Below are 24,234 nucleotides of genomic sequence, written 5' to 3'. Positions count from 1 at the left end.
CCGGCAGCGGTCCCCTACAGTGTCTCCATCCAGATCGTGAGGCTGCGACGATCGTGTGATCCGGCGATTGTTATCGCTTGCCCCGGCGTGGCTTCTATCGGGGCGGGCAAGGCATGGACCATCATGGCCCAGCAAGATGTGGCCCCGGGCATAGGCCGGTTCTCGTAGTGCGTGTCCTCATCCATATCGAGCGCGATCCATTGCGCGATGCCGTTGACGCGTCCACCCGCGGCGCGGACGGCCATTCTGGCTTTCGCTGGGGTGCAAACGCGCTCGGAGCCGAGGTCAAAGTCGAAGAGGTCGCCAGGGTCGCTGCGTAATTCTATCCGTTCGCTGCCCACCGGATGCGACCGGGCAGGCGCGCGCAGGTCGTTGAAGAGGGACAGGTCGAAGCCGTCCACCATGCGCATCCGCCCGGTCTCGCCGCGCAAATCCTCCGCCAGTGCGACGCGCACCCGCCCGCGTGCGGGGATCACCTGCGCCCCGGGCTTCATCAGGTCGCGCATGGCCTTTTCGTGCGCCGGAAGCACGCCTTCGCCCAGCAGATTGTTGCTGACGATCTCCGAAACCAGGAGGTCCACGGGTCCACCCAGCTCCGCGAGGGTGAGCTTGTCCGAGTGACCGGAAAACACGCGCACCACGCCACCATAGCCGTTGCTTTCGATGATGCCGCGTGCCGCGTCAGCGATTGCCGGGTTCATTTCGCAGGTGACCACTTCAGCAGCGCCGGCGCGCGCCGCCATCATTGCGAGGATGCCGGTGCCGGTGCCGATTTCGAGTACTCGCATGCCGGGTTTGATCGCGCGGCGCAGCGCCGTGTCATACGCCGCGTTGCGCGCCGCATCGGCCACGATCGTGAAATGCCAGTTAGGCACATCCTCGCTTAGCAAGGCGCGCGCCTGCGCCGCCAGTTCCGCATCGTGGGGCGCCAGCGCCAATGCCCGACGGCACAAGGCAGCCGCTTGCTCGACCTGTCCGGCTTTGCGCATCAGACCCGCAAGCTGCACCATCGCCGCCTGGTTGCCTTCCGTCTTGGGCTGCAACGCAGCCAGTCCGTCCGAGAGCTTTTTCATCGCCGGATCTTGCGGCGATTTATTACGTGCGTCGAGCGGGTCGATGCGGGCGCTCGGCAAGCGGTGACCGGCGGGCGCCGGGGGCGTTCTCCCTTGGGCCAATATTTAACCAATGCGCCATAGTAGCGGTACGCAGGGGGAAATGGGCCTGATGAAATCAGAAGGCATCGGGGGCGTCGACCGCGAACTGCTTGCGATCTCCTACGAAAACCTGAAGCCGATGGTCGGCATGAATGTGGTCGCCAGCGGCGGCGTATCGACGGTATTGTGGCTGGGCGGGGCCGATTGGGCTCTGGTCTGGTTTGCGGCGGTGGCGATTTTATGCGCCGGTCGATTCGGCTTTGGCGCACATCTCACGCGCGACATCATCCTCAACGGCTCGCCAGTTCAGCTGGCGCGCTGGCGCCGCCAGTTCGCCATTGGCGTATATGCGTCTGCCGCATCATGGGCGGCGCTGTCGCTGCTTGTGAGCCGATCAGTGAGCCGATCGGTTAGCGCCGACCAGTTCATGGTCTCGATGATTCTTTCGGCAATGGCGGCCGGCGGGACGGCCATCCTGGCAGCGACGCTGCGCGAAGGGCGTATCTATATCGCGGCAATGGTTGGGCCGGCATCCCTGCTGCTCTTCAACCATGATCGCCAGGGTCTGATCATGACATTTCTGGGCCTGGTGTTTGTGGTTGTCATGCTTGTCGTGCACCACCGCAACCATCTCACCATTCGTCGCGGCATCGAGTTGAAGAACGAGAATGTCGATCTGGTTCGCGACCTGCAGGCACTCAACAGGGACCTTGAGCAGCGGATCGAAGAGCGCACCGAGGCACTCGCCAGTGCAGCAAATTCAGACAGCCTGACCGGCCTGCCCAATCGCCGGCGCCTCTTGTCCTGGATGCACGCGAATGTTCACCCCGATGATGGGCGCGAAGCGGCGGCACTGTTCCTTGATCTCGACCGATTCAAGCAGATCAACGATGCGATGGGCCATGATGTTGGAGATCGCATCCTTCAGGCTGTCGTTGGCCGACTGAACAGGCTGGTGCCCGACGGCGCGTTGCTTGCGCGGTGGGGCGGGGACGAGTTCGTCATGGTGCTGGGGCATGGCGACAACCTTCTCCCCCGGGCAGAACGAATCGCGAATGCGCTGATCGAAGCGGTCAATGAGCCTTTCGAGATTCAGGGACAGAGTGTTTCGCTCGGCCTGTCAGCCGGTCTTGCGATGTTTCCGACTGATGCGGCCACGCACGAAGCGCTCATTCTGGCGGCCGATCTTGCCGTCGCCGAGGTCAAACGCCAGGGGCGCGGCAAGGTTCTTTCCTTCTGCGTGTCCTATGCCGCCACGCAAAAGCGCCGCTTCGACGTTTCGCGGGCGCTGGCCGAGGCAGTACAAATCGAGCAACTCGTCCTTCATTATCAGCCGATCTTCAATGCGCGCGCCGGCACTATCCATGGCTATGAGGCGCTTGCGCGCTGGAATCATCCGATCCTCGGCTCGGTCGGCCCCAATGAATTCATCCCGATCGCCGAGGAATCCGACGGGATCATCGCCCTGGGCGATCTGGTTCTGCGGGGGGCGTGCGCCGATGCCGCAGGCTGGGCGACACCCGATCATGCACCGATCGTGGCGGTCAACGTGTCAGTCAAGCAATTGCGCGAAGGCGATTTTCCACTTCGCGTAGCGCAGATACTCGCACAAACCGGCTTGCCGGCGGGTCGTCTCGAACTCGAAGTGACCGAGTCAGTCTTTGCCGAAGAGCATATCGACGCGACCAGATCATCGATCGAGAGCTTGCGGGCGATCGGCGTTTCCCTGTCGATCGACGATTTCGGGACTGGATATTCATCGCTTTCGCGCCTGTTGAGTTTGCCGGTGACGGCGGTGAAAATCGACCGCTCGTTCGTGTCTGCGATTGACGGCAATGGTGGTGCCGTGATCGAAAGCACGCTGCTCATCGCCCGGCGGCTGGGTATTTCAGTCGTGGCCGAAGGGGTGGAGACTCAGGAGCAGTTCGAGCGGCTTTCGGCGATGGGTATCGACCTGTTCCAGGGATATTATTTCGGGAAACCCTCTCCTGTGGTCGTCAAGAGTCACGACATCGAATGGCCGGCCGGCATGGGTCGTGCGCTGACCGTCGCTCAGAGGGCCGGTGCCTGATCCCAACTGATTTCGGTGCCGGTGTGCACAGGCGGCCGCCGCTTCCTCATTCGGCGGCGGAGAGGTGCTCGGTCAGGCGGTTCATCATGTCGAGCATCGCGGTCTTCTCGGTGTCGCTGAGCACGGCCAGGTTTGCCTGCTGCTGCTGGTAGAGGCCGAGCCCGACCTGTTCGAAACGGCGGGCGCCCTCGTCGGTCAGATGGATGATGTGGGCGCGGCGGTCGCGTGGGTGGCGGCAGCGCTCGACCCAGCCGTCACGCTCCAGCGCGTCGAGAAACAGCACCAGCGAGGATTTCTCGATTCCCGTGCTTTCGGCCAACCGTGTCTGGGTCAGCGTGCTCTCGCCGTGCAGCTCGCGTTGAGCGCGCAGCGTGGCGAGCACCAGCACCTGGCCCATATGCAGCCCGGTGCCGTCCAGCGTTCTGGCGAGGCTGTCGCGGAAAAGCTGGTTGAGCCGCGCCAGCGCATAGCCGAAGCTCTGCGCATGAAAGTCGTGGATCTCATCGTGCTGGCCGCGGGGCAGTGTCACTTCCGAACTCTCCTCCAGGGCGGGCTTAGCGGGCCGCGCAGGGGGTAGCAAGGGTGATTAGATTATCTAATTGCAGATCATCTAATATTAGACTAATATGGCACATCAAGCTGGAGATGTGACATGATGCGTCGATTGCTTCCTGTGATTTCGTTGTGGCTGCTGGCCCCGCTGGTGGCCGAATATCTGCTTGGCTCTTTGCCGGTGTCGCTGATCGCGATCCTGCCGCTGATGGCGGCGATGTATGGATCGGGCGCGCTCCTGATCCGCGAAGCGGCACGGCGCAGCGGTGGGGGATGGGTAACGATCGCGCTGCTCGGCATCGCATATGGGTTTGTCGAGGAGGGGTTCGTCACGCAGTCCCTGTTCAATCCCAATTACCTCCATCTGCGCCTGCTCGACTTCGGCTATGTCGCCGCGCTTGGCACTGGCTTGCCATGGCTCGTGTTCGTCGTGACGATCCATGCGGTCTGGAGCATCGCCGTGCCGATCGGTTTCGTCGAGGCGCTCTTTCCGGCGCGGCGTGACAGAAGCTGGCTCGGGCCAGTCGGGATCGGTGTCTTTGGGTTGCTGTTCCTGGCGGGCTCGGCGGCTGTGGCGAACTTCACCTATAAATCATTGCCGTTCATGGCATCGCCCGGGCAATTTATCGGCACCGGCGTGATCGTGGCGATGCTGATCGCCGCTGCGTTCGCCTGGCCCCGCTTCCGCGCGGCGCCCTCCGAGCGAGCCGCGCCGCACCCTGCAACGCTGTTCGCGTTCGCCTTCGCAGCCGGATCGGGCGTGATGCTTCTCGAGCATTTCGGGTCGGCACTGCGCGGCTGGCCCTGGCAGGTCTCCTTAGCGATGCTGATCGCGGTCGAGGCCATGTTCGTCGCGCTGATGATTTATTTCACGCGGGGCCGGCAGTGGCGTGACAGCCAGCGTTTCGTGCTGATGGCGGGCGGGCTCGGCGTCTATACCGTGTTCGGGTTCCTGACGGATCGGGAACTCCATGGCACCGCCGATCTGCTGCCCCATAGTCTGGTCGCAGCGCTGATTGTCGGTCTCGCGATCGTTGCCTGGAGACGGATGGTCACATCAGCCCTGCCGAAAGTGGGCGGTCTCCCGGAAAGCGACCGGCTCAGCGCTTCTGCCGGATGATGAGGTAAGGTCCTGAGGCTGCCCCGGGGAAGGGCAGCCTCGCTATCCAGCGCTAAAGATCAGAGCCGGCCCTCGGCCAGCAGCTCACGGGTGCGCTTCAGCGTCGACAGGAGGGCGGCCTTGTAGCCATTGTCGCTGTCGAATTGCGCCTGTTCGGCCTGCTCCTCGGGGCCGTTCGGCTCTTTGCCGCGCAGGCCGAGATAGCAGTAGAATTTGAGCTGGAGCTCACCGGCTTCGTCCTCGAACAGCTCGTTGATGATCGCGCCCTCGCGCGGGCCGCTTGTCTGGAAGAAGGTCACCTTGCGCTCCGGCTCGACGGCGATGATCTCGCGCAGGTCGGCGCCAGCGATGGTGGCTTCGCGCACGAAGTGCGTTTCACTCTCCTCGACGACGTCGCAGCGCGTGCAGAGACCGGGTGGCAGGAACAGGCGGGCGTCGCGGGCCTTGAGCTCCAGGCCCCGCCACACCTGGGCGCGGGTGAGCCTGGTCTCACCCTCTGGGTTCACGGGGACGGTGGCGGTCGAATAAATCATAACGATGGTCCTTGCATCGAGTGGGTGAGGGGGCGATCAGCCCGTGATCTGCGCGACAAAGTCGCGATAGGAGCGGAGAGGGCGTCCAAGCATGCGGGTGAGACGCTCGACGTCACCGCTCTCCGGCACCATGCCTTCAGTGATGAAGCGCTCGGCCATCAGGCGCATGTCGAACGCCATCCAGCTCGGCATGGCCTGGCGAAGATTCTGTTCGAACTGAGCGGTGTCGCTGCCGGGGTAGGCGATCGTGCGGCCGAGTACTTCAGTCCATACAGCCGCTGCGTCCGCGCCGGTCAGCGTGTCGGGGCCGACCAGGTTGATATAGTCGAGGGGCAACGGCACGGGTGATTGCTCGCGGCGGATCAGTTCGATCGCCGCGATCTCGCCGACGTCGCGCGCGTCGACCATCGCGAGGCCCTTGTCGCCGATCGGCATCGGATAGATGCCATAGCTGGTCACCACGTCCTTGATCGTGATTTCATTGTCCATGAAATAGGCGGGGCGGAGGATGGTGGCGTTGAACCCCATCTGCTCGATCATGCGCTCGACGCCGAACTTGCCCGCGAAATGCGGCACATTCACATAGCGGTCGCTGTGGATCACCGACAGATAAACGATCCGCTCGATCCCGGCTTCGCGGGCGACGTTCAGAGCGATCAGCGCCTGGGTGAATTCATCCGCCACAACCGCGTTGAGCAGGAAGAGCGTGGAGACGCCGGAGACGGCGCTGCGCAGGGAATCGACGTCGAGCATGTCGCCCTGCATGACTTCCACGCCGGCGGGAAAGCTGGCTTTTGACGGATCCCGAACCAGGGCACGCACATCGGCGCCGCGCTTCACGAGTTGTTCGACGACATTGCGGCCGACATTTCCGGTCGCTGCGGTAACGAGGATGGTCATTGGGGTCACTCCTGGGTTGCGCCAATTGGCATCTCCGGAAATTAGTGATCCACAATCGTGCCGATAGACGCTATATATGGACACTACGTCTCACTGGTGGAACAGATGGACCTGCTAGCCCTTGCTGATTTCAACCTGGTTGCGCGCCATGGCGGGTTCGGTAAGGCCGCACGCGCGGCCGGGCGTCCCAAGGCGACCCTGTCGCGCCGCGTGGCGGACCTGGAAGCGAGCCTTGGCCTCCGCCTGTTCGAGCGTGGCGCGCGGGCGCTCAAGCTTACCGAAGAAGGGCGGGCACTATTCGAGCGGGCGGGCCATTTGCTCACAGAGCTTGAAGAAACGGCCGCAGCGATCGCCTCGGGCGGGGAGAGGCCGCGGGGCCGGCTCCGCGTCAGTGCGCCTTTGGTCTTTTCGCAGTCGGCGATGGGGAAGATCGCCGCCGGCTTTGCGATGAAATTCCCGGAGGTTCGCCTTGAAGTCACGACCGAGGATCGGGCGGTCGATATGGTGGAGGAGGGGTATGATCTCGTGATCCGGGTCAATCCCGCGCGCGACGAGAGCCTGATCGGCCGTGCTTTTCTCCATGACTATATGGTGGTCGTGGCGAGCCCCGACCTCGAGCGCCCCGCTGGCGAGATCGCGGTTCCTGCCGTCGTTCGAACGATGAGCGACCGGCAGGCGTGGGACGTTGAAACGACGGATGGCCGATCGACCATTGCGATCGAGCCGGTCCTCGCGCTTTCCTCGCTGATCATGGTCCTGGATGCGGTGCGCACCGGTGTCGGCGCGGCTCGGCTGCCGATATCGCTGGTCAGCAATGATCTTGTCCGTGGCACGCTGGTCGACTGGGGCAATATCGTCGGATCGGAGATCACGCTTTGGGCACTCTATCCCTCGCGCCGGCTGTTGAGTGCCCGTGTGTCCGCGTTCCTCGATTATCTGAAACAGGCATTCCCGATGGGCACGCCCGATGAGCTCGCCGCTTATATGAGCAAGTGACGGGCACATCGCTCGCTCCTCCATCAGATCGATGCAGAGGTCGCCCTCGTTGACACCGAAAACCCTCCAGATTATCCCTACAGCCAGCGCGCTGCTGGAGCGCCGCCTGTCCGCGGCAAGGGAGATGCTCCCATCCAGTCCGATCTGATCCTTACGAACCCTTCTTCCGGCCTTTCGTAAGCGGACGTCTGGCGATTGGAAGGATGGTATCCAATGAGCCGTACGCTCACCCCCAGGACGAATCTCGATACACTGCGCAAGGACGCCAAGCGCTGGCTGAAGGCCTTGCGCGCGGGCGATGCGGAGGCGCGATCGCGCCTGCTCGCGGCCTGGCCCAAGGCACCGGCCGAGCCGGGACTGCGGGATGCGCAGCATGCCCTGGCGCTTGAACATGGTTGTGAGAGCTGGGCTGCGCTCAAGGCCGCGATCGGTGACCTCGCTGGTGACAGCAAGAGCCACAAGGGCCGCGTGGACCAGGTGCTTGGCCATGGCTGGGGCGGTGATCTGGCCGTGGCGCGGCGGCTCCTCAAACGATATCCCGATATCGCGAAGGACAGCTTGTTTGCGGCGGCGACCTGTGGCGATCTGGCCGAGGTCGAGCGGCGGCTTGCCCGCGATCCACGGGGGGCGAAGCGGACGGGCGGCCCTCGCAACTGGTCCGCCTTGGCCTATGTCACTTATGGCCGGCTCGACGCAGTCAACGCAGTCGCCATTGCGCGCTTGTTGCTCGACGCCGGCGCGGACCCGAATTTCCAGTTCGACGATGGCTGGGGCAGCCCGTTCAAAGTCCTGACAGGTGCAGTGGGGCTGGGCGAGGGGGCCAAGCCGAGCCATGCTCAGGCGTTCGAGCTGGTGGAGCTGCTGATCGCCGCGGGTGCGGCCCCCTATGATCTTCAGGCGCTTTACAATGTCTCGATCGTCGGCGCTGATGTGTACTGGTATGATCTGTTCTGGCGGCACTGTGAGGCACATGGCGCGCTCGACGCATGGCGCGTGGCTGGCGAGGGGCGGCTGGGTGACTTTCAGGGACTGAATACGCTCGACTATTTGCTCGGCAATGCGGTTGGACAGAACCATCTCCTGCGCGCGGAATGGTTGCTGGCGCGTGGAGCCAGTGCTGACGCGGTGCACGGTTATACCAGGCAGCCAGCCCATGCGCTGGCTCAGCTTTCGGGCTATCTCGACATGGCCGGGCTCCTGGAGCGGCACGGCGCCAGCCCAGTGATACTGGCGGGGGCACAGGCGTTTCGAGCGGCATGCCTGCGCGGCGATGTGGCGGGCGCCCGAGCTTTGCTTGCGGCCGACCCGATGCTGGTGCGCAATCCGGCGCCGCTGCTCGCTGCCGCTGAGTTCGGCAACGCTCCCGCGGTGGCCCTGCTGCTCTCGCTGGGCGCGTCGGTAGGCGGCCTCGGCCATGACGGCATCAGTCCGCTGCACCGGGCGGTTCAGTCCGGATCGCTCGAAGCGGTCGATTTGCTGCTCGCGGCGGGTGCGGATGTCGAGCTGCGCGAACGGAAATGGCGGGGCACACCGTTCAGCTGGTCGGCGGTGCTCGGCAAGCCGCACCTGACTGAGCGACTGGCGCCGTTGAGTCGTGATGTGCGGGCGCTTGCATCGCTCGGGCGGCTGGCGCGGCTCGAAGAGGTGCTGCGCGTAGAGCCGGACCTGGCCGATCAGGTCCTGCCGGAGGTGGAGGCGCCGACGCCGCTCTTCTGCCTGCCCGATGAGGAATCCGCCGCCGCTGATATGGCCCGGCTTCTGCTGGCTTATGGGGCCGACCCGATGATGTGCGACAAGCAGGGCCGGACCGCTATCGAAGCGGCCCGCGCCAATGGCATGGACGAGGCGGCGGACCTGATGGAGACGCGTTTGAAGGAGTCGGGTCGTCATGCGAACTGATCCGTTCGAGCTGCCGCTGCGCATCGTGATGGAGAGCCCACCCGTGGGGGCCGCAGTCGCTCTGCAACGCGGCGCGACCGGGAAGGCGGTGCTGGTCGCGCCGATTTCAATCTCGCAAGACGCTCGGGTCTTCGATTTCTCAGTGACGGTGAGCGGGGCCGGGACCGATGGCGGCCCGCGGCTCCTGGGCCCTTGCGTCCAGGGGCCGCCGAGCGGGCGGTTCGTCTATCTGAATTCGGGGACCTATGCCGGTGCACCCGGCGCCGTCGATGGGCGACGGGCCAAGGTACCGCTTGGCGGGATCAGCTGGGCGTTGATCGATGCATTGCCAGCGGGCGGGTGCCTGGAAGCGCATATTGCCGGTACCGCTCGCGATGGGGGCGTCGCCTGCGCGAGCGTTCCGCTACTTCCGCCGGGGTGGCGGACGGGGGGTTAGCGATTATCTTCCGGAGGATGGCTGGAGGTGTGCGATAGCGATCAGATATCGACACGGCTCGCGGGAGATATTCTCGAATACGCAATCCGCGGGCTCGCCGAAAGCGAGGCAGTCGCCGGCGGCGAGGTTATGGATGAGATCGCCTTCCTGCAGCCTGAGGGTTCCGGACAGCATCCAGAGTTGCTGATGCTGGAAGGCGTATGCGGCAGCCGGATAGGCGACACGGGCGCCGGCCGGCATTTCGACCTCGGTCAGCCTGAGCACAGCTGACGACCGGGGCGACAGGGCGCGCCGCGAATAGCCACTCTCCGGATCGGTCCAAAGCGGCTGATCGGAAAGGCTCGTCAGTCGGCTGGTGTCTTGCCCGCCGCCGCTGAGAAGGTCGGACAGGGGTATGCCGAACGCGCCCGAAAGCTTGCCGAGAACAACTGCTGTGGCGTTGACCTCGGCACGCTCGATCTTGCTGATCATGGCGGGCGAGACGCCGGATTGATCCGCGAGCTGGCCGAGGGACCATGCCCGCGCCTTGCGTTCGATCTTGACCCGATCAGCAAGGGCTCTTGTCAAATTATCCATCATATGAGATGATTCTATCATATGGTGGAGTCTCTGGAAAGTTTGGGCGAAAGCCTGTCGATCGCCGATCTGCGCGAGTCCGATCTGCCGGCCGCCCTTGCCATCTATAACGACGTGATCGCTACGACGACGGCGGTTTATTCCGAGACGCCCGTTACCGCGGACTATTGGGCGCGCTGGTTTGCCGAGCGCCGGGAGCGCGGCTTCCCCGTGCTGGCCGCGTACAAGGATGGAGAGCTCATCGGCTTCGGCAGCTACGGCGAATTCCGGCCATGGCCTTGCTATGAGCCGACCGTCGAGCACAGCGTCCATATCCGCGCTGATCGCCGCCGCCACGGCGCGGGCACTCGCCTGGTGCAAGCGCTGATGGACCGCGCGGTTGACGCCGGGAAACATGTCATGATCGCCGGAATCGATGCCGAGAACGCGTCATCCCTGGCGCTTCACGCAAAGTTCGGATTCGTTGAAGTCGGGCGGCTCCCCGCTGTCGCCCGCAAGTTCGGCCGCTGGCTCGACCTCGTCTATCTCCACCGCAAGCTTTAGCTGCAGCTCAGACCAGCACGAGATCCGCCAGCATCCCGGACACCTGAGCGATCACGATCCGTACCCACATGCACCGCCCGGCGACCAGGCCAGAACAGGCTTGCTTGCGGGAAAGCCCGGCCGAGTACCGGTATCCGAGCGTTTCCCGGCCATATCGTCCGACTGAAAAACCTCGCGATAACAGCAGCTGAAGCGCCACACTTCACAAATCGGCACGCAATAAAGTTTCCCTTTACAATGCTGCGACTGCACCATTACGATGGTGCAACGCAGCAATTAAGAAACTTGGAGAGGCAATTATTTGACATCATTGATCGATGGAGCGCGGGGAAAATGGGCGCTCCCATCGGCACCAAGGGGGCATATGACGATGGCAAAGATTCTCTCCACTCACCTCATGGTTCGTGCTGCGATGCAGCATAAAGACCTTCGCAGCCCGCTCAGCCTGATCGCTGCCAGCTTGCTTGCCTGCACCGCGCTGACGGCGCCGGCCTGGGCGCAGGACAAGCCCGCCCTCGAGGAGCCCAAGCCGGAGGACGACATCGTCATCACCGGGTCGCTCGACGCGTTGCCGGTCAAGGACGTCGGATCGGTCTATGGCTTCAACAAGACGCTGGTGGAGACACCGCGCTCGGCGTCGACCGTCAGCTCCGAGCAGCTCGATCGCTTCGGCATCACGCAGATCTACGATCTGGTCTCTCAGGTGCCGGGCACCTTCACCAGCTCGTTCTTCGGCACCGGCGGCGCACTCGACATCCGAGGCACGCCGGGCGAGGTCTATTTCCGCGGCATGCTGCGCCTTGAGAATCCCGGCAACTATCCGACCCCGATCGGCGCGGCCGACCGTATCGACATCGTCCGCGGCCCGGCCTCGCCGATCTACGGCCCGTCCAAGACCGGCGGCTACATGAATTTCGTGCCCAAGACAGCGCGCGCGGCCAACGGCACCTATGCCGCCAAGCCTTCGGGGTTCGTCAGCTACGACGGCGGCAGCTGGAGCAGGAACCTGCTCAAGGCGAGCGTGACCGGTCCGGGCAAGGTCGGCGATCACGAATTCGGGTACAGCCTTTACGGCGAGTTCGAGGATTCGGGCAGCTATTATCGCAACATCCACACCCATGACGTGCTGCTGTCGGCGGCGTTCGACACCGACATCACGTCGAACCTGCGTGCCGAATTCGGCGGTATGTATCAGCGGTTCAGGGGCCAGCAGAACAGCGGCTGGAACCGCCTTACCCAGGATCTTGTCGACAACGGCACCTACATCACGGGCAACGCTGGGACGGGGCTAGATGGCATCATTCCGGGAACCACTCCCGACGGCAAGCTCTCACGCGAGGAAGTCTATGCCGCGAACGGCGGCAAAGGCCTCACCATCTTCGGCTCATTCGGTTGCGGCGTGTTCAATCCCGGTCCGACCGGCTACACCAATACGTGCCTCACCACGAACTATCCGGATCTGGCGCTGATTAATCCCGGAACGACGAAGCTTAGCCCCAAGGACACGCTGACAGGAGTGGGCGACAGGCTCGATAACGACCAGAAGACGGCGTATTTCGACCTGATCTGGAGCGGCGGCGGCGACCTGGAGATCAAGAACCAGATATTCTACGACGGCACGAGCAATCTGAACGAGAACCTTTATGGCTTCTCACAGGTCATCCATTCCTATGTGCTGGAAGACAAGATCGTCCTGGCTGACAGCTTCGACACCTCGGCCGCCAAAATCTCGTTTCAGGCGTCACCGTCGCTGCGGCTCACCCACTTCAAGTTCGGCGATGACTTCGGCGCCGAATTCTGGAACCGCCCCGACATCACCACCGGGTACACTGCGGCATCCACCCGCCTGCTGTCGTCACAATGCGGTTGCGACTATTCGGACTATCTGAACGGGCACTATCTCGACTTCGGGCTTGCCGGACTTGTCGATGTCGATTTTGGCTTCGGCCTCGATATCATCGGCGGCCTTCGTTGGGACCATGTTTATGCCAAGTCCGTGGCTGACCTGGCGAAATATGACCCCACCGGCAGGCCGGCTCCCAACAGCCCTGCCGCGGGCGCCAGCGGCACTGACAGCGGCTGGTCCTGGAACACCAGCATCTCGTACAAGACGCCGATCGGGCTTATTCCCTATTTCACCGCGTCGCGACAATCGACGATCGTCGCGGGCGAAGGCGCCGAGGTTCAGCCGACTGCCATCGCCTCGGGCACGTTCCTGTCCGCATCCACGCTCTACGAGGCCGGCGTGAAGGGCGAATTCCTCGACAAACGGCTCTATGCCGCGGTTTCCGTTTACAAGCAGGAGCGTACCGACGTCGTCTCCGATAGCCCGCTGACAAACCAGGTCATCAAGACGAGGGGTGTCGAGGCGGAACTGCGCTGGTCGGTGGATCGGCACCTGCTGGTGACCGCCAACTACACGTACATCGACGTGGTCAACAAGGCAGCCCTGGATGTGGGACTGAGCGGGGCAGGGTATTTCAACTATTTCGGCATCGGCGATCTCGTCAATGCCGCCACGCCATCACTGTACCTGGGTGGCAGCGAGATCGGCTTTGTCTATCCGAAGACCAACGCGCAGGCGCGCCGCCCGGGCATTCCGCACGACGTCGTGTCGGCGACCGCGACCTATGCTTTCGACAACGGCATCGCGATCAACGGCGATCTCTCGCACGTCGATTCGACCTATTCGAGCTATGCGCAAAAGGTGAAGCTGCCGTCTTACTGGCTGCTCAACCTCGGTGCGTCGTTCAAGACCGGGCCCTGGCAACTCCGTGTCGTGGTCAAGAACGTCAACAATGCGCGCTATTTCCGCGCCGGTGGGCAGGACCTTTTCGGTGCCGATATCGCCCTGCCGCAGTTGCCGCGCAATGTTCAGGCGACGATCAAATACTCGTTCTGATCGGCTCCGGATGCGGGGCCTCGCAGGCCCCGCATCCCTTTCCCTGAGGTGCGACACGTAGCTGGTGCCGCGCCTCCAACATCGAAAGAATGCGTGATGCGCTTTCTGAGCCGGGCCGTGATGCTCGCCTTTGCCTGCTTTTCGCTCTCTGGCCAGAGCGTGGCGCGTGGGGCGCCGGGTCACCGGGCGATCGCCGGGAGCGTGAGCAACTGCGTTCCCGGCGGCCCGTGCACGCATCCATTGCCGGTGCGTGTCGTTATCGTCACGATGTTCGAGATCGGCGCGGACACTGGTGACATGGCCGGCGAATTCCAGCTGTGGAAGGAACGGCGCCACCTCGACACGCGGATTCCGTTTCCGCAATCGCATCATGATCTCTGGTACGATCCGGCGACGCAAACGCTCGGCATGGTCACGGGCATGGGCAACATCAAATCGGCGACCGCGACCTTGGCGCTTGGGCTCGACCAGCGCTTCGATCTGCGGCGCGCTTATTGGCTGGTCGCCGGCATCGCAGGGATCGATCCGGCCCGGGGATCGGTAGGATCAGCGGCATGGGCGCATTATCTCGTCGACGGCGATCTCTCCCACGAGATCGATGCGCGAGAAATGCCGAAGGACTGGAAATCTGGCTATTTCCCGCTGCATAGCAACGGCCCCGACGACCCCGCCCCGCCGGTCTTCGAAGGCGAGATGTTCGAGATCAATCCGGCGCTCCAGCAATGGGCCTATGCGCTCACCAAGGATATCAAACTGCCTGATGACGCGGGCATCCAGGCAGAACGCGCGCGCTATACCGATACGCCGATGGCGCAGCGACCGCCGTTCGTGCTGAAAGGCGACCAGCTTGCGGGATCGACCTACTGGCATGGCAAACTGCTCACCGAATGGGCGCGCGACTGGACGAAATACTGGACGGGCGGGAAGGGCGAGTTCGTCACCTCGGCGATGGAGGAGACCGGGACCTATCAGTCGATCCTCTATCTCGACCGGGTCGGGCGCGTGGACAAGAACCGCTTCATGGTGCTGCGCGCGGGCAGCAACTACACGATGCAGCCGCCGGGGCTGACTGCGGCGGAAAATCTGCAGCGCGAGAATGGCGGCTATGCGGGCCTGCACGCCGCGCTGGAGAGCCTCTACATCGTCGGATCCAGGGTGATCGACGAGATCGAGACCCATTGGGATCGGTATGAGAAGGCGGTGCCGAAGCCCCGCGCCACTGACGATGGCTGAAAGCTGACGGACCGCGCGGCTGCGACATTGCTGCAACGGTCAGCGGACGAAGCGACCGAACCGGGCCAAACTCACGCCGCGGCGGCTTGATACTGATTACGCGCATGTTACGGTTTGATGCGAATTCCGGGGCACGCGGAATCGCGCAGGTGGGATGCCCGACCTTTTTTGGGGATGACCATGTTCGTTTCGTCGCGTCGCGTATCCACGCTTCTCCACCCGCTCCTCGCCGGGGCCTCGCTGCTGGTGATCGCCGGCGCACTTCCCGCTACAGCCGCTGCCGCCGAGCCGACCGAGGAGGCCGCGCCCGCGCTCGATCAGGACAATGGCGACATCATCGTCACCGCGACGCGCCGCGCTGAATCGAGCAAGGACGTGCCGGTCGCCGTCACCTCTATCTCGGGCGAGAAGCTCGCCGTGCTGAACGCGAGCGGCCTCGATATTCGCTTCCTTTCGTCGCGTACGCCGAGCCTCCAGATCGAATCCTCGTTCGGCCGCACCTTCCCGCGCTTCTATATCCGCGGCCTCGGCAATACCGATTTCGATCCCAATGCGGCGCAGCCGGTCTCGGTGGTCTATGACGATGTCGCGCTCGAAAGCCCGATGCTCAAATCCTTCCCGGTGTTCGACCTGGCGAGCGTCGAAGTGCTGCGCGGGCCGCAGGGCACGCTGTTCGGTCGGAACACCCCGGCGGGCGTGATCAAGCTCGACTCAGCGAAGCCCGACGATAGCAAGCCCGGCGGCTATGCCAGCGCATCCTGGGCGACCCATGACACAATCAACGCCGAAGCCGCGCTGAACCTGCCGCTTGGCGGTGGCTGGGCGTTCCGCGCCTCAGGCATCCTCCAATACCGTGACGACTGGGTGACCAACACCGCACCGACCGGCGGAGCCGACAAGAAGCTCGAAGGCTATCGCGACATCGCCGGGCGCTTCCAGCTCGGCTATTCGAGCGGCGATTTCAACGCGCTGCTCAACGGGCATGTCCGCGATCTCGACGGCACCCCGCGCGTGTTCCGCGCCGGCCTGATCAAGTCGGGCAGCAATAATTTCACCCCGGGCTTCGACCCGAGCAAAGTGGGGATCGACGGCTATACCAGCCAGTCGCTGACCCAATGGGGCACCAACCTGCGCCTCGACTATCATTTCGAAGGCGTCGGCACGCTCTATTCAGTGACCGCGTTCGAAAAGGCCCGGGTCGAGAGCACGGGTGATATCGATGGCGGCAATACCTATAATTTCCCGACCGGTGCGCTGAACGATGCTCTGTTCCCCAGCAATACGGGCGGCGTGACGCGGCCCGAGGAGTTCAGCCAGGAAATCCGCTTCGCCAGCGACGACATGAACGGTGTGCGGCTGCTCGGCGGCGCTTATTATTTCCACCAGAAGCTCAATTATTCCGAGTTCGACTACAGCTATCCGCCGACGACCCGCGCGGCCAATCTGGACCAGGACATCGAGCACCGCGACACCAACGAGAATTACGGCGTGTTCGGCTCGATCGAGTGGAAGGCGATCGACTGGCTCACGTTGCGCGCCGGCATGCGCTATTCGCATGACCATAAGGACGACCGGATCACTGGCTATGGTCCTGGATTCGCGATCAGCGTGCCCAACGTAGGCGGTGTGATCGTGCCGCTGCGTGCCGTTGCAAACGCGAGCGACGTCACCTGGGATGTCAGCGCTACGATCGCGCTGTCGAAGAACATCAACTTCTACGAGCGCATTGCGACTGGCTACCAGGGCCCTGCGATCCAGGATCGCGTGACTTTCGGCAGCGTCCAGAATGTTGCCAAGAAGCAGACCACGATTTCCGGCGAGGCCGGTTTCAAGGGCAGCTTTGCCGGCGGCAAGATCCATTTCGACATCGACGGCTATCTGTGGAGCACCAAGGACCTGCAGATCACCGCGGTCGGCGGGGCGACCAACTCGGCGCATCTCTTCAACACCAATGCCATCGGCTCCGGCGTCGAGGCCGAGTTCGACGCGCGGCCGATCCCCGAGCTGACCCTGACTGCCGGCGGAAGCTACAACTTCACCAAGATCGACGACGCCAGGATCGCTGTCGGCGTGTGCGGCGCCACCGTCGGCTGCCATGTGCTCAACCCGCTGACGCCGGCGGGCACCGCGCTGATCAATGGCAATCCGCTTCCCCAGGCGCCGAAATGGGTGGCGAACGTCACCGCCCGCTACGGCGTGCCGATCGGCGACGGCGAGGCCTATGTCTATACCGACTGGGCGTATCGCAGCACGATCAACTATTTCCTGTACGACGCGCTTGAATTCCGGGGCCGTCCGCTGCTCGAGGGCGGGCTCAAGGTCGGATACAAGATGCACAACGGGATCGAGGTTGCCGCGTTTGCGCGCAACATCACCAACCAGATCCGCAGCATCAGCGCGATCGACTTCAACAACCTCACGGGCATGATCAACGAGCCGCGGATCATCGGCGGCGAGGCGAAGTTCAGCTTCTAAAGCCCTATATCTTATCGCGACGATCTGGCCGCTGCCTCGCAAAGGGTGGCGGCTTTTTCGTTGCCCTCTGTGTTTCGGCACTGGCGTGACGCGATTCCGTGCTAATCATCACTACCGAACTCGTGCCGCACTGGAATTGCCCTATGACTGATCCCTTCACCACCTGGTCACGGCTGAGCTCGGCATGGTTCGAGATGGCCCAAACGGGCGTGAAGGCATCGCGCATGGTGGAGACGTCGCGGCAGATCGCCACAGCGCGGACGGACATGATCAGCACCGCGATGCGCACGCCGCTGCAGGGCGATTATGCCGAGCTGGGGCGGATGGTGCCAGAGAAGATGGTGGCGTTCGGCAAGGCGGCGAGCGTTGTGGGCGACGAATGGCTGTCGATGCAGACCGCCTTCATCGCCGAAGCGCAGGTGGCGACTGCGATGACCTTGCGCGGCCGGCCGCCGACCGCGGCTGAATGGGCTACCCAGGCGACGCGGAGCATGGCGTTCACGACCCGGACGGTCGAACGGCTCGCCGGACTGGCAGGTCTGGCGCTGGCGCCGATCGACGCCACGGTGAAGGCCAATGCCCGGCGGTTGAAGAGTGCGAAGACTCGCTGAACGCCAGCCTGCATCTTTCCCGACTGACGGCCCGTATCTCCCGCATCGGGGCGCTTGCCCCTGCCATTTGGGTCCGTAGCGGTGCCAGTTCCCGGCACCAGCCCGGGGTGGTAGGATGAGGCGAGCCGACTCGATCACGAAGACGGCGACCCAGCGGAGGCGACATCTATGGCCACCCGATATCCCTTTTACCTGCTCCTCGCGTTGGGCGCGGCGTGGCTGACGGCACCACCGGCTCTGGCGCAGGCTGATCCGGCGGCGGCGCTCGACCAGCTCTCTCAGGCAGCGACGGGAACCGGGCCGGGCGCAGCGCTTGCCCGCCAGCAGATCCGCAGCGGAGACCTGACCGGTGCGGCTGCGACGCTCGAGCGGGTGCTGATCAATCATCCCGATGCCGGCGAGATCCTGCTGCTCCATGCGAGTGTGCTTTGCCGCCTCGATGACCCCAATGGCGCGCGGCTCGAGATCGATGAAGTGCGCGGTCGGTCGGTCCCCGGGCCGGCCTGGGCTGAAGCGAATGCGGCCTGCGGGCCGATTGGCCGTCCGGGGCGGGGGAACTGATCATGACCAACAGCACAGGCACGCGGGCACGCTTCCTCACCCTCGCCATTGCGGTATCGCTGGCGGGCACGGCGATCGCGGCGGGGCAGCCGCAGATCGTCGGCATCAACGCAGCGGTTTTGAACAATGTGCGCATCCGCAGCGCCGGGGCGCCCCAGGCACATGCCGCGGTGGTGCGGCAGCGGGTCGCGCTCAACGATGAGGTCCAGACCGGCGGCCGGAGCCAGCTTCAGGTGCTGCTGCTCGACAAGACGACCTTCACGGTCGGCGCCAATGCGCGATTGACGATCGATCGCTTCGTCTATGATCCCAATCGCAGCACGCGCTCGCTGGCGGCCTCGGTGACCAAGGGCGCCTTCCGATTCATCTCGGGTCGGCCCGATGCCGCCGGCAGCACCTCGGTCCGCACCCCGATCGCCTCGATCGGTATACGCGGGACGATCTTCGAGGGCGTGGTCGGCGAGGAAGCGGCGCGGATCGCCGCCGGCGAGCCCGGAGTGGGGCCGCGCGTACGCAGCGATCCGGCGACCGCTTCGCTGATCATCCTGCGCGGCCCCGGTCGCGGGACTCAGGGCAGGGTGCGGCCGGGCGTCATCGATGTCACCGCCGCTGGTCGGACGGTGACGATCGATCGGCCAATGCTCGCGGTTTATGTGCCCGCCGCCGGCAGGGCGCCGATCGGTCCGTTCGTGATCTCGCCGCCGGGGCTCCAGCAGGTCCAGGCATTGATCTTCCCGGGCGTTGCCCAGGCGATGGCGTTCGAACCGAACAGCCGCACTGGAACCGGCTTCGTGCCGACCGATCGCAGCGGCCGGCCGCCGCGCTATCCCGGCTATCGCCCGCCGGGCGGCAATCCGGACGACTATCAGGGGCCGGGTGGCTATCCGGGCCAGGGCGGTTTCCCTGGGCCGGGCCGTTTCCCTGACCTGCCGCCCACCGATCAAGGCCAGATGAGCCAGGATCCAGCGGGCCAGGGGCAGGCTGGTCAGGGCCAGAAGAGTCCGGATCCAGCGGGTCAGGGCCAGCCATCGGGCCAGGGTCAACAGCCGGGTCAGGGCAAACCGAAAAAGCCAAACCCGCAGCCACAGTCAGCCATCCAGGCACCGGCTCCAAGTCCGACGCCTACGCCCACACCGACACCGAAATATCCGGGCAAGCCCTGAGGGTTAGTGGCCGTCCACCGCGACAGCCGGCGCCTTGGCTGCCACCGGCACGTCGGCCTTCGGCTTCGCAGCGAGCGGCGGCTTGATCGTCAATGAGACCTGCGGGGGCGGGATGCGTGTCGCGCCAGGCAGGCTCTCGAGCTTGAAACTGTCTGCCGGCTTGCTGGCGACCGGCACCAGCACCTGAAGCTTCATGCACTGGCTGAAATCGGCGCGCCTGAACTCGCCGCAATTCCACAAGGCCTTGTCATAGCCATGCGCCTTGTCGCGCAGATAGCTGAACGACATGGTCGCGATCTGGCTCGCCTGGAGCGGGAGCGCGCCGGGCGTTTTGGCCTTGTTCGTCCAGCCCATCACCTTGCAGTAGAGCCGGTCCCCGCAGGTCCGCGTCGCGAGCAGAGCATAAGCGTCGGGCGGCATTTTGGGATCGAGCGTGAGGAGGAAGCTGTTGGTGTCGCTCGGCAGCGCTGCCGAAACCGGAGCGTCTGAAGCTGCGGCGGCTGCTTCCTCGGCTGAGACTTCCGCGAGAGCCTCGCCCGATTTATGCGCATCTGACCACAAGGCCATGGCCGGGATCACTGGCTCTTCGGCTGAGACATGGCGATTGAAGGCAGGGGGCGTGCCCCACCAGCCGGTCCAGCGGAAGAACAAATGGGTGTGGACCGCCGCGACCTTGTCCAGGCTCGACTGCCAATAGGGCACCACCCAATCGGTATGATAATGGGTCGAATAGCCGACCGGCTTGTAGACGGACCCGTTCAGTGCGGCGGTGGCGGTGGCGCGGGCGCGGGTCCAGTAGATCTCGGGCCATGTATGGCCGGCAAGCGCGCCGTCACAGGTGAAGGTGAACTGGCAGCCGGTCGATCGCTCCGATCCCTGGAACACCACGCCGCAGATCGTTTTAGGGAAGGCGGGGTGACGGGCACGGTTGATCACGACCTGGGCAACCGCGCGCTGGCCTTCCGCATCGTCGCCTGCCTCATACAGGACAGCGGCGGCGAGGCAGTCGATCGCGCGCGCGCGCTGCTCATCGCTGCCGACGAATTTGAAAGGCCGGGCGGCGGGGTTGGGGCCAGTCGAGAAAGGCACGGTCGCGTTGAAGGCGCGCGCGTCGCCGGGGTCGAGATCCTGGAAGGCGACTGGCTCGACCGGTGGGAGCTCGGCCTTGGGCACCACGCGCTGCGGCACCAGCTTCACATGGCGATGCGGGACGACTGGCGGCGCGTGCATGACGATCAGCAACGGCGCGGCAATCGCCACGACAGCGATCAGCAGCGACAGGAGCCACAGGCCCGCGCTCGGCTTGGCTGGCTGGGTTGGGAGCTCAGTCATGAGTCAGTTCAGCGGTCGGTTGAACAATGCAGGGGGAGGATCAAACAATGCTCCTGACGATCAGCGGACGCGCGTGTACCCCAGAATGCTTCGAATGCGAAATGGTTCGCGGCGGGTGGAATGACCGCCTTATCCCACCGGTTCGAGTCTCGATTCTAGACATGGGTTAAAGCGTCGACCTCGTTTCAGGAATGGCCGTTGGGGAGATCGGCCGTCCGAGTCGCGGCGCGGTGAGGCGAGATCGAGGCGACTGCACGTCGCTGTTTGCCACTGCTTATATCGCTAGCGCTGGTTGACGCCGCGGCAGGGGGTAGGGGAATTGATGCTGCCAGGAAAGGACCTTTCCCGGCGGAGGCCGGGCGCCTGGTTGCAGGGACGTCGCAACCGAATCCCGGCCTCAATCCGGAAGAGCTTCAATGAAAGATGCAGGGCGGTGGGTTCCGAAACCAAGCCGGCCGGCCGCGCTCGACCCTAGATCCGCGCGCCTCGTGACCCATCCGCGTGACATATTATCTTGATCTAAATCAGCCTCTTATTTCGGCCAGAACCCGGTCGCTTCGCACACGTCCCACTGGTCTGCTGCCTTGATATGACAGGCCTGATCATCTCGCGAGCAGGCTGCGAACACCGCCGTATAGTGTTTGTAGCAAGCCACAGGCGCGCCATCCCCGGGCACGCTCACCGCCGCCGGAACCGGGATCGCCTGCGTCGTCGCGACCGCTGGAATCACCTTCGGCGCAACGATTTCGGCAGAGATCGCAGCGGACGCTTCGCCCGCCCGGTGCCCGAACAGCATCGGCCATACCTGTAGCAGCACCAGCATCACGCTGACGCAAATCATCGCCTTGCGCATTTCGCTTCCCCCGCGATGCCCCCGCATCGCAGAAGGAATATAGCGGAGGCGGATAGTTTGCGCGAGATTAACTTGCGCGAGAACCGCTCAGCTTTCGGGCAGGAAATCCGGTACCGAAAGATAGCGCTCCCCGGTGTCATAATTGAAACCGAGCACCCGTACGCCATCGGGTAGATCAGGCAATTTCTGCAGGATCGCCGCCAGCGTCCCACCGGAACTGATGCCGACCAGCATGCCTTCCTCAGTCGCCGCGCGGCGCGCCATGTCCTTGGCGACGGCTGCATCGACCTTGATCACGCCGTCAATCGCCTGGGTATGGAGATTGGCGGGGATGAAGCCGGCGCCGATGCCCTGGATCGGGTGCGGGCCGGGCTGGCCGCCCGAAATGACCGGCGATGCTTCGGGCTCGACCGCATAGACCTTGAGGTGCGGCCATTCCTTCTTCAGCGTCTCGGCGACGCCGGTGATGTGGCCGCCGGTCCCGACCCCGGTGATGATCACGTCGATCGGCGAATCGCGGAAGTCGTTCAATATCTCCTGCGCGGTGGTGCGGGCATGGACGGCGACATTGGCGGGGTTCTCGAATTGCTGCGGCATCCAGCTGTTCGGCGTCTGCGCGATCAGCTCGAGCCCGCGCTCGATTGCGCCCTTCATGCCCTTTTCGCGCGGCGTGAGATCGAAGGTCGCGCCATAAGCCAACATCAGCCGGCGGCGCTCGAGCGACATGCTTTCGGGCATGACGAGGATCAGCTTGTACCCCTTGACCGCGGCGACCATCGCCAGACCGACACCGGTATTGCCGCTGGTCGGCTCGATGATCGTGCCGCCGGGCTTAAGGTCGCCCGATGCCTCGGCCGCCTCGATCATGGCAAGCGCGATCCGGTCCTTGATCGAGCCGCCCGGGTTCGAGCGCTCGGACTTGATCCACACCTCCGCGCCCGGGAACAGCTTCTGCACGCGGATATGCGGTGTGTTGCCGATCGTCTCGAGGATCGTGTTGGCTTTCATCGTGCTGCCTCCATCTCAATGTCTGACGCGTCTTGCGGTGTTGTGGGTGGGTCGAATGTCTTGGCGTTGCGAATGGCTGGGAAGAGATAGGTCCAAAGGATCGTCACGACAATCGCGCCGCCGCCGCCGACCAGCACTGCGCCGACCGGCCCGAGCATCGAGGCGAGGAAACCCGATTCCGCCTCGCCGAGCTCATTGGACGCTGAAATGGTCAGTTGCGAGACAGCCCCAACCCGGCCGCGCATCTCGTCGGGCGTGTAGAGCTGGATCAGCGACTGGCGGATATAGACCGAGAACATGTCGGCCGCGCCCGCGATCGCCAAAGCGATCAGGCTGAGCGGCATCACCTCCGACAGGCCGAAGGCCACGGTCGCGCTGCCATAGACCAGAACGGCGCCGAGCATCTTCGGCCCGACATTGGTCTTGATCGGCCGGAACGAGAAGAAGAGGGCGGTTACGGCCGCGCCGAAGGCAGGCGCTCCCGCGAGCAGGCTCAAGCCCCTTGGCCCGACATGCAATATGTCATGGGCATAGATCGGCAGCACGGCGCTGGTACCGGCGAGGAACACAGCGAACAGATCGAGCGTGATCGTGCCGAGGATCATCTTGTTATGGCCGACATAGGCAAGGCCGTCGGCGATCTGCCTGAGCGGATGCGCATTGGCGATCTTCGTGGTGCGCGGCACCGGCCCGATCAGCAACAGGCAGAGGAACGCCACGCCGAACAGCCCAGTCGCGAGGAAATAGGCAGCGGAGGGAGCGATCGAGTAAGCGAAGCCGCCGATCGCCGGGCCGATGATCGTGCCGACCTGCCATGAGATCGAGCTGAGCGCGATCGCGGTCGGCAGCACTTCGCGCGGCACCAGATTGGGCGCCAGGGACGAGAAGGCCGGGCCGGCAAAGGCGCGGGCGACGCCAAGCAACACCGCAACCGAGAACAGCACCGGCAGCGTCATCCAGCCTTCATAGGTCGCCATGGCCAGAATCAGCGCGCATAATAGCTGAAGCGAGACCGTGCACCGCGTGATCAGCCGGCGGTCGAAGCGATCCGCCACCAGGCCAGTTACGGGCGTCGATACGAACAGGGGTACGAACTGGAGCAGCCCGATCAGCCCGAGCTGGGCAGCGGCGCCCGCCGGGGACATGGTCGTGCGGGCGATGGTATAGGTCTGCCAGCCGATCACGATGATCATGCCGTTCTGCGCCAGCGTCATCATGAAGCGTGCGAGCCAATAGGCGCGGAAATTGGCGATGCGTAAGGGGTGCGGGGGCGACTCCATCACGGGTGCCTTTAAGCGCCCGATCCTGCGCGCGGC

General features: G+C 64.1%; 21 protein-coding genes. 12 read left to right on the top strand and 9 right to left on the bottom strand.

Translation table 11 applies throughout. The features are described 5' to 3' along the window. Positions 1–14: 14 nt before the first annotated feature. Complete coding sequence (locus AC1DVS_RS16100; RefSeq protein ID WP_478024664.1) at positions 15–1,073, bottom strand: 50S ribosomal protein L11 methyltransferase; 1,059 nt, start codon at positions 1,071–1,073, stop codon at positions 15–17. A gap of 151 nt (positions 1,074–1,224) precedes the next feature. Between AC1DVS_RS16100 and AC1DVS_RS16095 the strand changes: the two genes are divergently transcribed. Beyond that, a complete protein-coding gene (locus tag AC1DVS_RS16095) occupies positions 1,225–3,225 on the top strand; it encodes a putative bifunctional diguanylate cyclase/phosphodiesterase (RefSeq protein WP_478024662.1) in 2,001 nt (666 codons plus the stop codon). 46 nt (positions 3,226–3,271) lie between these two features. Here the strand turns inward: AC1DVS_RS16095 and AC1DVS_RS16090 are convergent, their stop codons facing one another. Next, positions 3,272–3,754 (bottom strand): MarR family winged helix-turn-helix transcriptional regulator, encoded by a 483-nt coding sequence (locus AC1DVS_RS16090; RefSeq protein ID WP_478024660.1) that lies wholly within the window; start codon positions 3,752–3,754, stop codon positions 3,272–3,274. 123 nt (positions 3,755–3,877) lie between these two features. Here AC1DVS_RS16090 and AC1DVS_RS16085 point away from each other — a divergent pair, with 123 nt between their 5' ends. Further along, complete coding sequence (locus tag AC1DVS_RS16085) at positions 3,878–4,897, top strand: hypothetical protein (protein WP_478024659.1); 1,020 nt, start codon at positions 3,878–3,880, stop codon at positions 4,895–4,897. Positions 4,898–4,956: 59 nt separating this feature from the next. On the opposite strand, the gene AC1DVS_RS16080 is transcribed toward AC1DVS_RS16085, so the two are convergent. Next, on the bottom strand, positions 4,957–5,430 hold the full coding sequence (locus AC1DVS_RS16080) for an AtaL-like protein (RefSeq protein ID WP_478024657.1): 474 nt from the start codon (positions 5,428–5,430) through the stop codon (positions 4,957–4,959). Between the two features lie 36 nt (positions 5,431–5,466). Further along, positions 5,467–6,330, bottom strand: a complete 864-nt coding sequence (locus AC1DVS_RS16075; protein ID WP_478024656.1) for an SDR family oxidoreductase — start codon at positions 6,328–6,330, stop codon at positions 5,467–5,469. Between the two features lie 105 nt (positions 6,331–6,435). Here AC1DVS_RS16075 and AC1DVS_RS16070 point away from each other — a divergent pair, with 105 nt between their 5' ends. The 3 genes from AC1DVS_RS16070 to AC1DVS_RS16060 all read left to right on the top strand — a co-directional run bounded on the left by AC1DVS_RS16070 (position 6,436) and on the right by AC1DVS_RS16060 (position 9,661). Further along, entirely contained in the window at positions 6,436–7,326 is an 891-nt protein-coding gene (locus AC1DVS_RS16070; RefSeq protein ID WP_478024654.1) for a LysR family transcriptional regulator, read from the top strand. Positions 7,327–7,539: 213 nt separating this feature from the next. Next, positions 7,540–9,225 (top strand): ankyrin repeat domain-containing protein, encoded by a 1,686-nt coding sequence (locus tag AC1DVS_RS16065; RefSeq protein WP_478024652.1) that lies wholly within the window; start codon positions 7,540–7,542, stop codon positions 9,223–9,225. After that, on the top strand, positions 9,215–9,661 hold the full coding sequence (locus tag AC1DVS_RS16060) for a DUF5990 family protein (RefSeq protein WP_478024650.1): 447 nt from the start codon (positions 9,215–9,217) through the stop codon (positions 9,659–9,661). Before AC1DVS_RS16065 ends, AC1DVS_RS16060 begins: the two co-directional genes overlap by 11 nt. A gap of 3 nt (positions 9,662–9,664) precedes the next feature. On the opposite strand, the gene AC1DVS_RS16055 is transcribed toward AC1DVS_RS16060, so the two are convergent. Beyond that, positions 9,665–10,240: a helix-turn-helix domain-containing protein gene (locus AC1DVS_RS16055; RefSeq protein WP_478024648.1), complete on the bottom strand. Its 576-nt coding sequence runs from the start codon at positions 10,238–10,240 to the stop codon at positions 9,665–9,667. A gap of 18 nt (positions 10,241–10,258) precedes the next feature. Between AC1DVS_RS16055 and AC1DVS_RS16050 the strand changes: the two genes are divergently transcribed. The 7 genes from AC1DVS_RS16050 (at position 10,259) to AC1DVS_RS16020 (ending at position 19,725) form a co-directional block, all read left to right on the top strand. Next, the gene (locus AC1DVS_RS16050) at positions 10,259–10,780 is read left to right on the top strand and encodes an N-acetyltransferase family protein (RefSeq protein WP_478024646.1); all 522 of its coding nucleotides are present in this window, start codon (positions 10,259–10,261) and stop codon (positions 10,778–10,780) included. Between the two features lie 370 nt (positions 10,781–11,150). Beyond that, positions 11,151–13,682 (top strand): TonB-dependent siderophore receptor, encoded by a 2,532-nt coding sequence (locus AC1DVS_RS16045; RefSeq protein ID WP_478024644.1) that lies wholly within the window; start codon positions 11,151–11,153, stop codon positions 13,680–13,682. A 96-nt stretch (positions 13,683–13,778) separates the two neighbouring features. Next, on the top strand, positions 13,779–14,915 hold the full coding sequence (locus AC1DVS_RS16040) for a purine nucleoside permease (RefSeq protein WP_478024642.1): 1,137 nt from the start codon (positions 13,779–13,781) through the stop codon (positions 14,913–14,915). Between the two features lie 180 nt (positions 14,916–15,095). Continuing rightward, complete coding sequence (locus AC1DVS_RS16035) at positions 15,096–17,390, top strand: TonB-dependent receptor (protein ID WP_478025076.1); 2,295 nt, start codon at positions 15,096–15,098, stop codon at positions 17,388–17,390. Between the two features lie 143 nt (positions 17,391–17,533). Further along, entirely contained in the window at positions 17,534–18,001 is a 468-nt protein-coding gene (locus AC1DVS_RS16030; protein ID WP_478024640.1) for a hypothetical protein, read from the top strand. A gap of 168 nt (positions 18,002–18,169) precedes the next feature. Continuing rightward, entirely contained in the window at positions 18,170–18,562 is a 393-nt protein-coding gene (locus tag AC1DVS_RS16025; RefSeq protein WP_478024638.1) for a hypothetical protein, read from the top strand. A 2-nt stretch (positions 18,563–18,564) separates the two neighbouring features. Beyond that, positions 18,565–19,725 (top strand): FecR family protein, encoded by a 1,161-nt coding sequence (locus tag AC1DVS_RS16020; RefSeq protein WP_478024636.1) that lies wholly within the window; start codon positions 18,565–18,567, stop codon positions 19,723–19,725. Between the two features lie 3 nt (positions 19,726–19,728). On the opposite strand, the gene AC1DVS_RS16015 is transcribed toward AC1DVS_RS16020, so the two are convergent. The 4 genes from AC1DVS_RS16015 to AC1DVS_RS16000 all read right to left on the bottom strand — a co-directional run bounded on the left by AC1DVS_RS16015 (position 19,729) and on the right by AC1DVS_RS16000 (position 24,198). After that, a complete protein-coding gene (locus AC1DVS_RS16015) occupies positions 19,729–21,057 on the bottom strand; it encodes a cell wall hydrolase (RefSeq protein WP_478024634.1) in 1,329 nt (442 codons plus the stop codon). 532 nt (positions 21,058–21,589) lie between these two features. Beyond that, positions 21,590–21,910, bottom strand: a complete 321-nt coding sequence (locus tag AC1DVS_RS16010; RefSeq protein ID WP_478024632.1) for a hypothetical protein — start codon at positions 21,908–21,910, stop codon at positions 21,590–21,592. A gap of 87 nt (positions 21,911–21,997) precedes the next feature. Further along, positions 21,998–22,918, bottom strand: coding sequence for a cysteine synthase A (cysK, locus tag AC1DVS_RS16005; RefSeq protein ID WP_478024630.1), 921 nt, complete (start codon positions 22,916–22,918; stop codon positions 21,998–22,000). Further along, positions 22,915–24,198: an MFS transporter gene (locus tag AC1DVS_RS16000; protein ID WP_478025074.1), complete on the bottom strand. Its 1,284-nt coding sequence runs from the start codon at positions 24,196–24,198 to the stop codon at positions 22,915–22,917. The genes cysK and AC1DVS_RS16000 overlap by 4 nt, the downstream gene beginning before the upstream one ends. Positions 24,199–24,234: the final 36 nt, after the last annotated feature.

This window comes from Sphingomonas sp. P3_C5 (assembly GCF_056402635.1).
This window is presented reverse-complemented; position numbering and strand designations above follow the sequence as displayed.

Coding starts and splice junctions, on each gene's coding strand:
- AC1DVS_RS16020 (WP_478024636.1), top strand. CDS start 18,565: ATGACCAACAGCACAGGCACGCGGGCACGCTTCCTCACCCTCGCCATT.
- AC1DVS_RS16085 (WP_478024659.1), top strand. CDS start 3,878: ATGATGCGTCGATTGCTTCCTGTGATTTCGTTGTGGCTGCTGGCCCCG.
- AC1DVS_RS16010 (WP_478024632.1), bottom strand. CDS start 21,910: ATGCGCAAGGCGATGATTTGCGTCAGCGTGATGCTGGTGCTGCTACAG.
- AC1DVS_RS16025 (WP_478024638.1), top strand. CDS start 18,170: ATGGCCACCCGATATCCCTTTTACCTGCTCCTCGCGTTGGGCGCGGCG.
- AC1DVS_RS16075 (WP_478024656.1), bottom strand. CDS start 6,330: ATGACCATCCTCGTTACCGCAGCGACCGGAAATGTCGGCCGCAATGTC.
- AC1DVS_RS16095 (WP_478024662.1), top strand. CDS start 1,225: ATGAAATCAGAAGGCATCGGGGGCGTCGACCGCGAACTGCTTGCGATC.
- AC1DVS_RS16035 (WP_478025076.1), top strand. CDS start 15,096: ATGTTCGTTTCGTCGCGTCGCGTATCCACGCTTCTCCACCCGCTCCTC.
- AC1DVS_RS16080 (WP_478024657.1), bottom strand. CDS start 5,430: ATGATTTATTCGACCGCCACCGTCCCCGTGAACCCAGAGGGTGAGACC.
- AC1DVS_RS16050 (WP_478024646.1), top strand. CDS start 10,259: ATGGTGGAGTCTCTGGAAAGTTTGGGCGAAAGCCTGTCGATCGCCGAT.
- AC1DVS_RS16030 (WP_478024640.1), top strand. CDS start 17,534: ATGACTGATCCCTTCACCACCTGGTCACGGCTGAGCTCGGCATGGTTC.
- AC1DVS_RS16065 (WP_478024652.1), top strand. CDS start 7,540: ATGAGCCGTACGCTCACCCCCAGGACGAATCTCGATACACTGCGCAAG.
- AC1DVS_RS16000 (WP_478025074.1), bottom strand. CDS start 24,198: ATGGAGTCGCCCCCGCACCCCTTACGCATCGCCAATTTCCGCGCCTAT.
- AC1DVS_RS16070 (WP_478024654.1), top strand. CDS start 6,436: ATGGACCTGCTAGCCCTTGCTGATTTCAACCTGGTTGCGCGCCATGGC.
- AC1DVS_RS16045 (WP_478024644.1), top strand. CDS start 11,151: ATGGCAAAGATTCTCTCCACTCACCTCATGGTTCGTGCTGCGATGCAG.
- AC1DVS_RS16060 (WP_478024650.1), top strand. CDS start 9,215: ATGCGAACTGATCCGTTCGAGCTGCCGCTGCGCATCGTGATGGAGAGC.
- AC1DVS_RS16015 (WP_478024634.1), bottom strand. CDS start 21,057: ATGACTGAGCTCCCAACCCAGCCAGCCAAGCCGAGCGCGGGCCTGTGG.
- cysK (WP_478024630.1), bottom strand. CDS start 22,918: ATGAAAGCCAACACGATCCTCGAGACGATCGGCAACACACCGCATATC.
- AC1DVS_RS16040 (WP_478024642.1), top strand. CDS start 13,779: ATGCGCTTTCTGAGCCGGGCCGTGATGCTCGCCTTTGCCTGCTTTTCG.
- AC1DVS_RS16055 (WP_478024648.1), bottom strand. CDS start 10,240: ATGATGGATAATTTGACAAGAGCCCTTGCTGATCGGGTCAAGATCGAA.
- AC1DVS_RS16100 (WP_478024664.1), bottom strand. CDS start 1,073: ATGAAAAAGCTCTCGGACGGACTGGCTGCGTTGCAGCCCAAGACGGAA.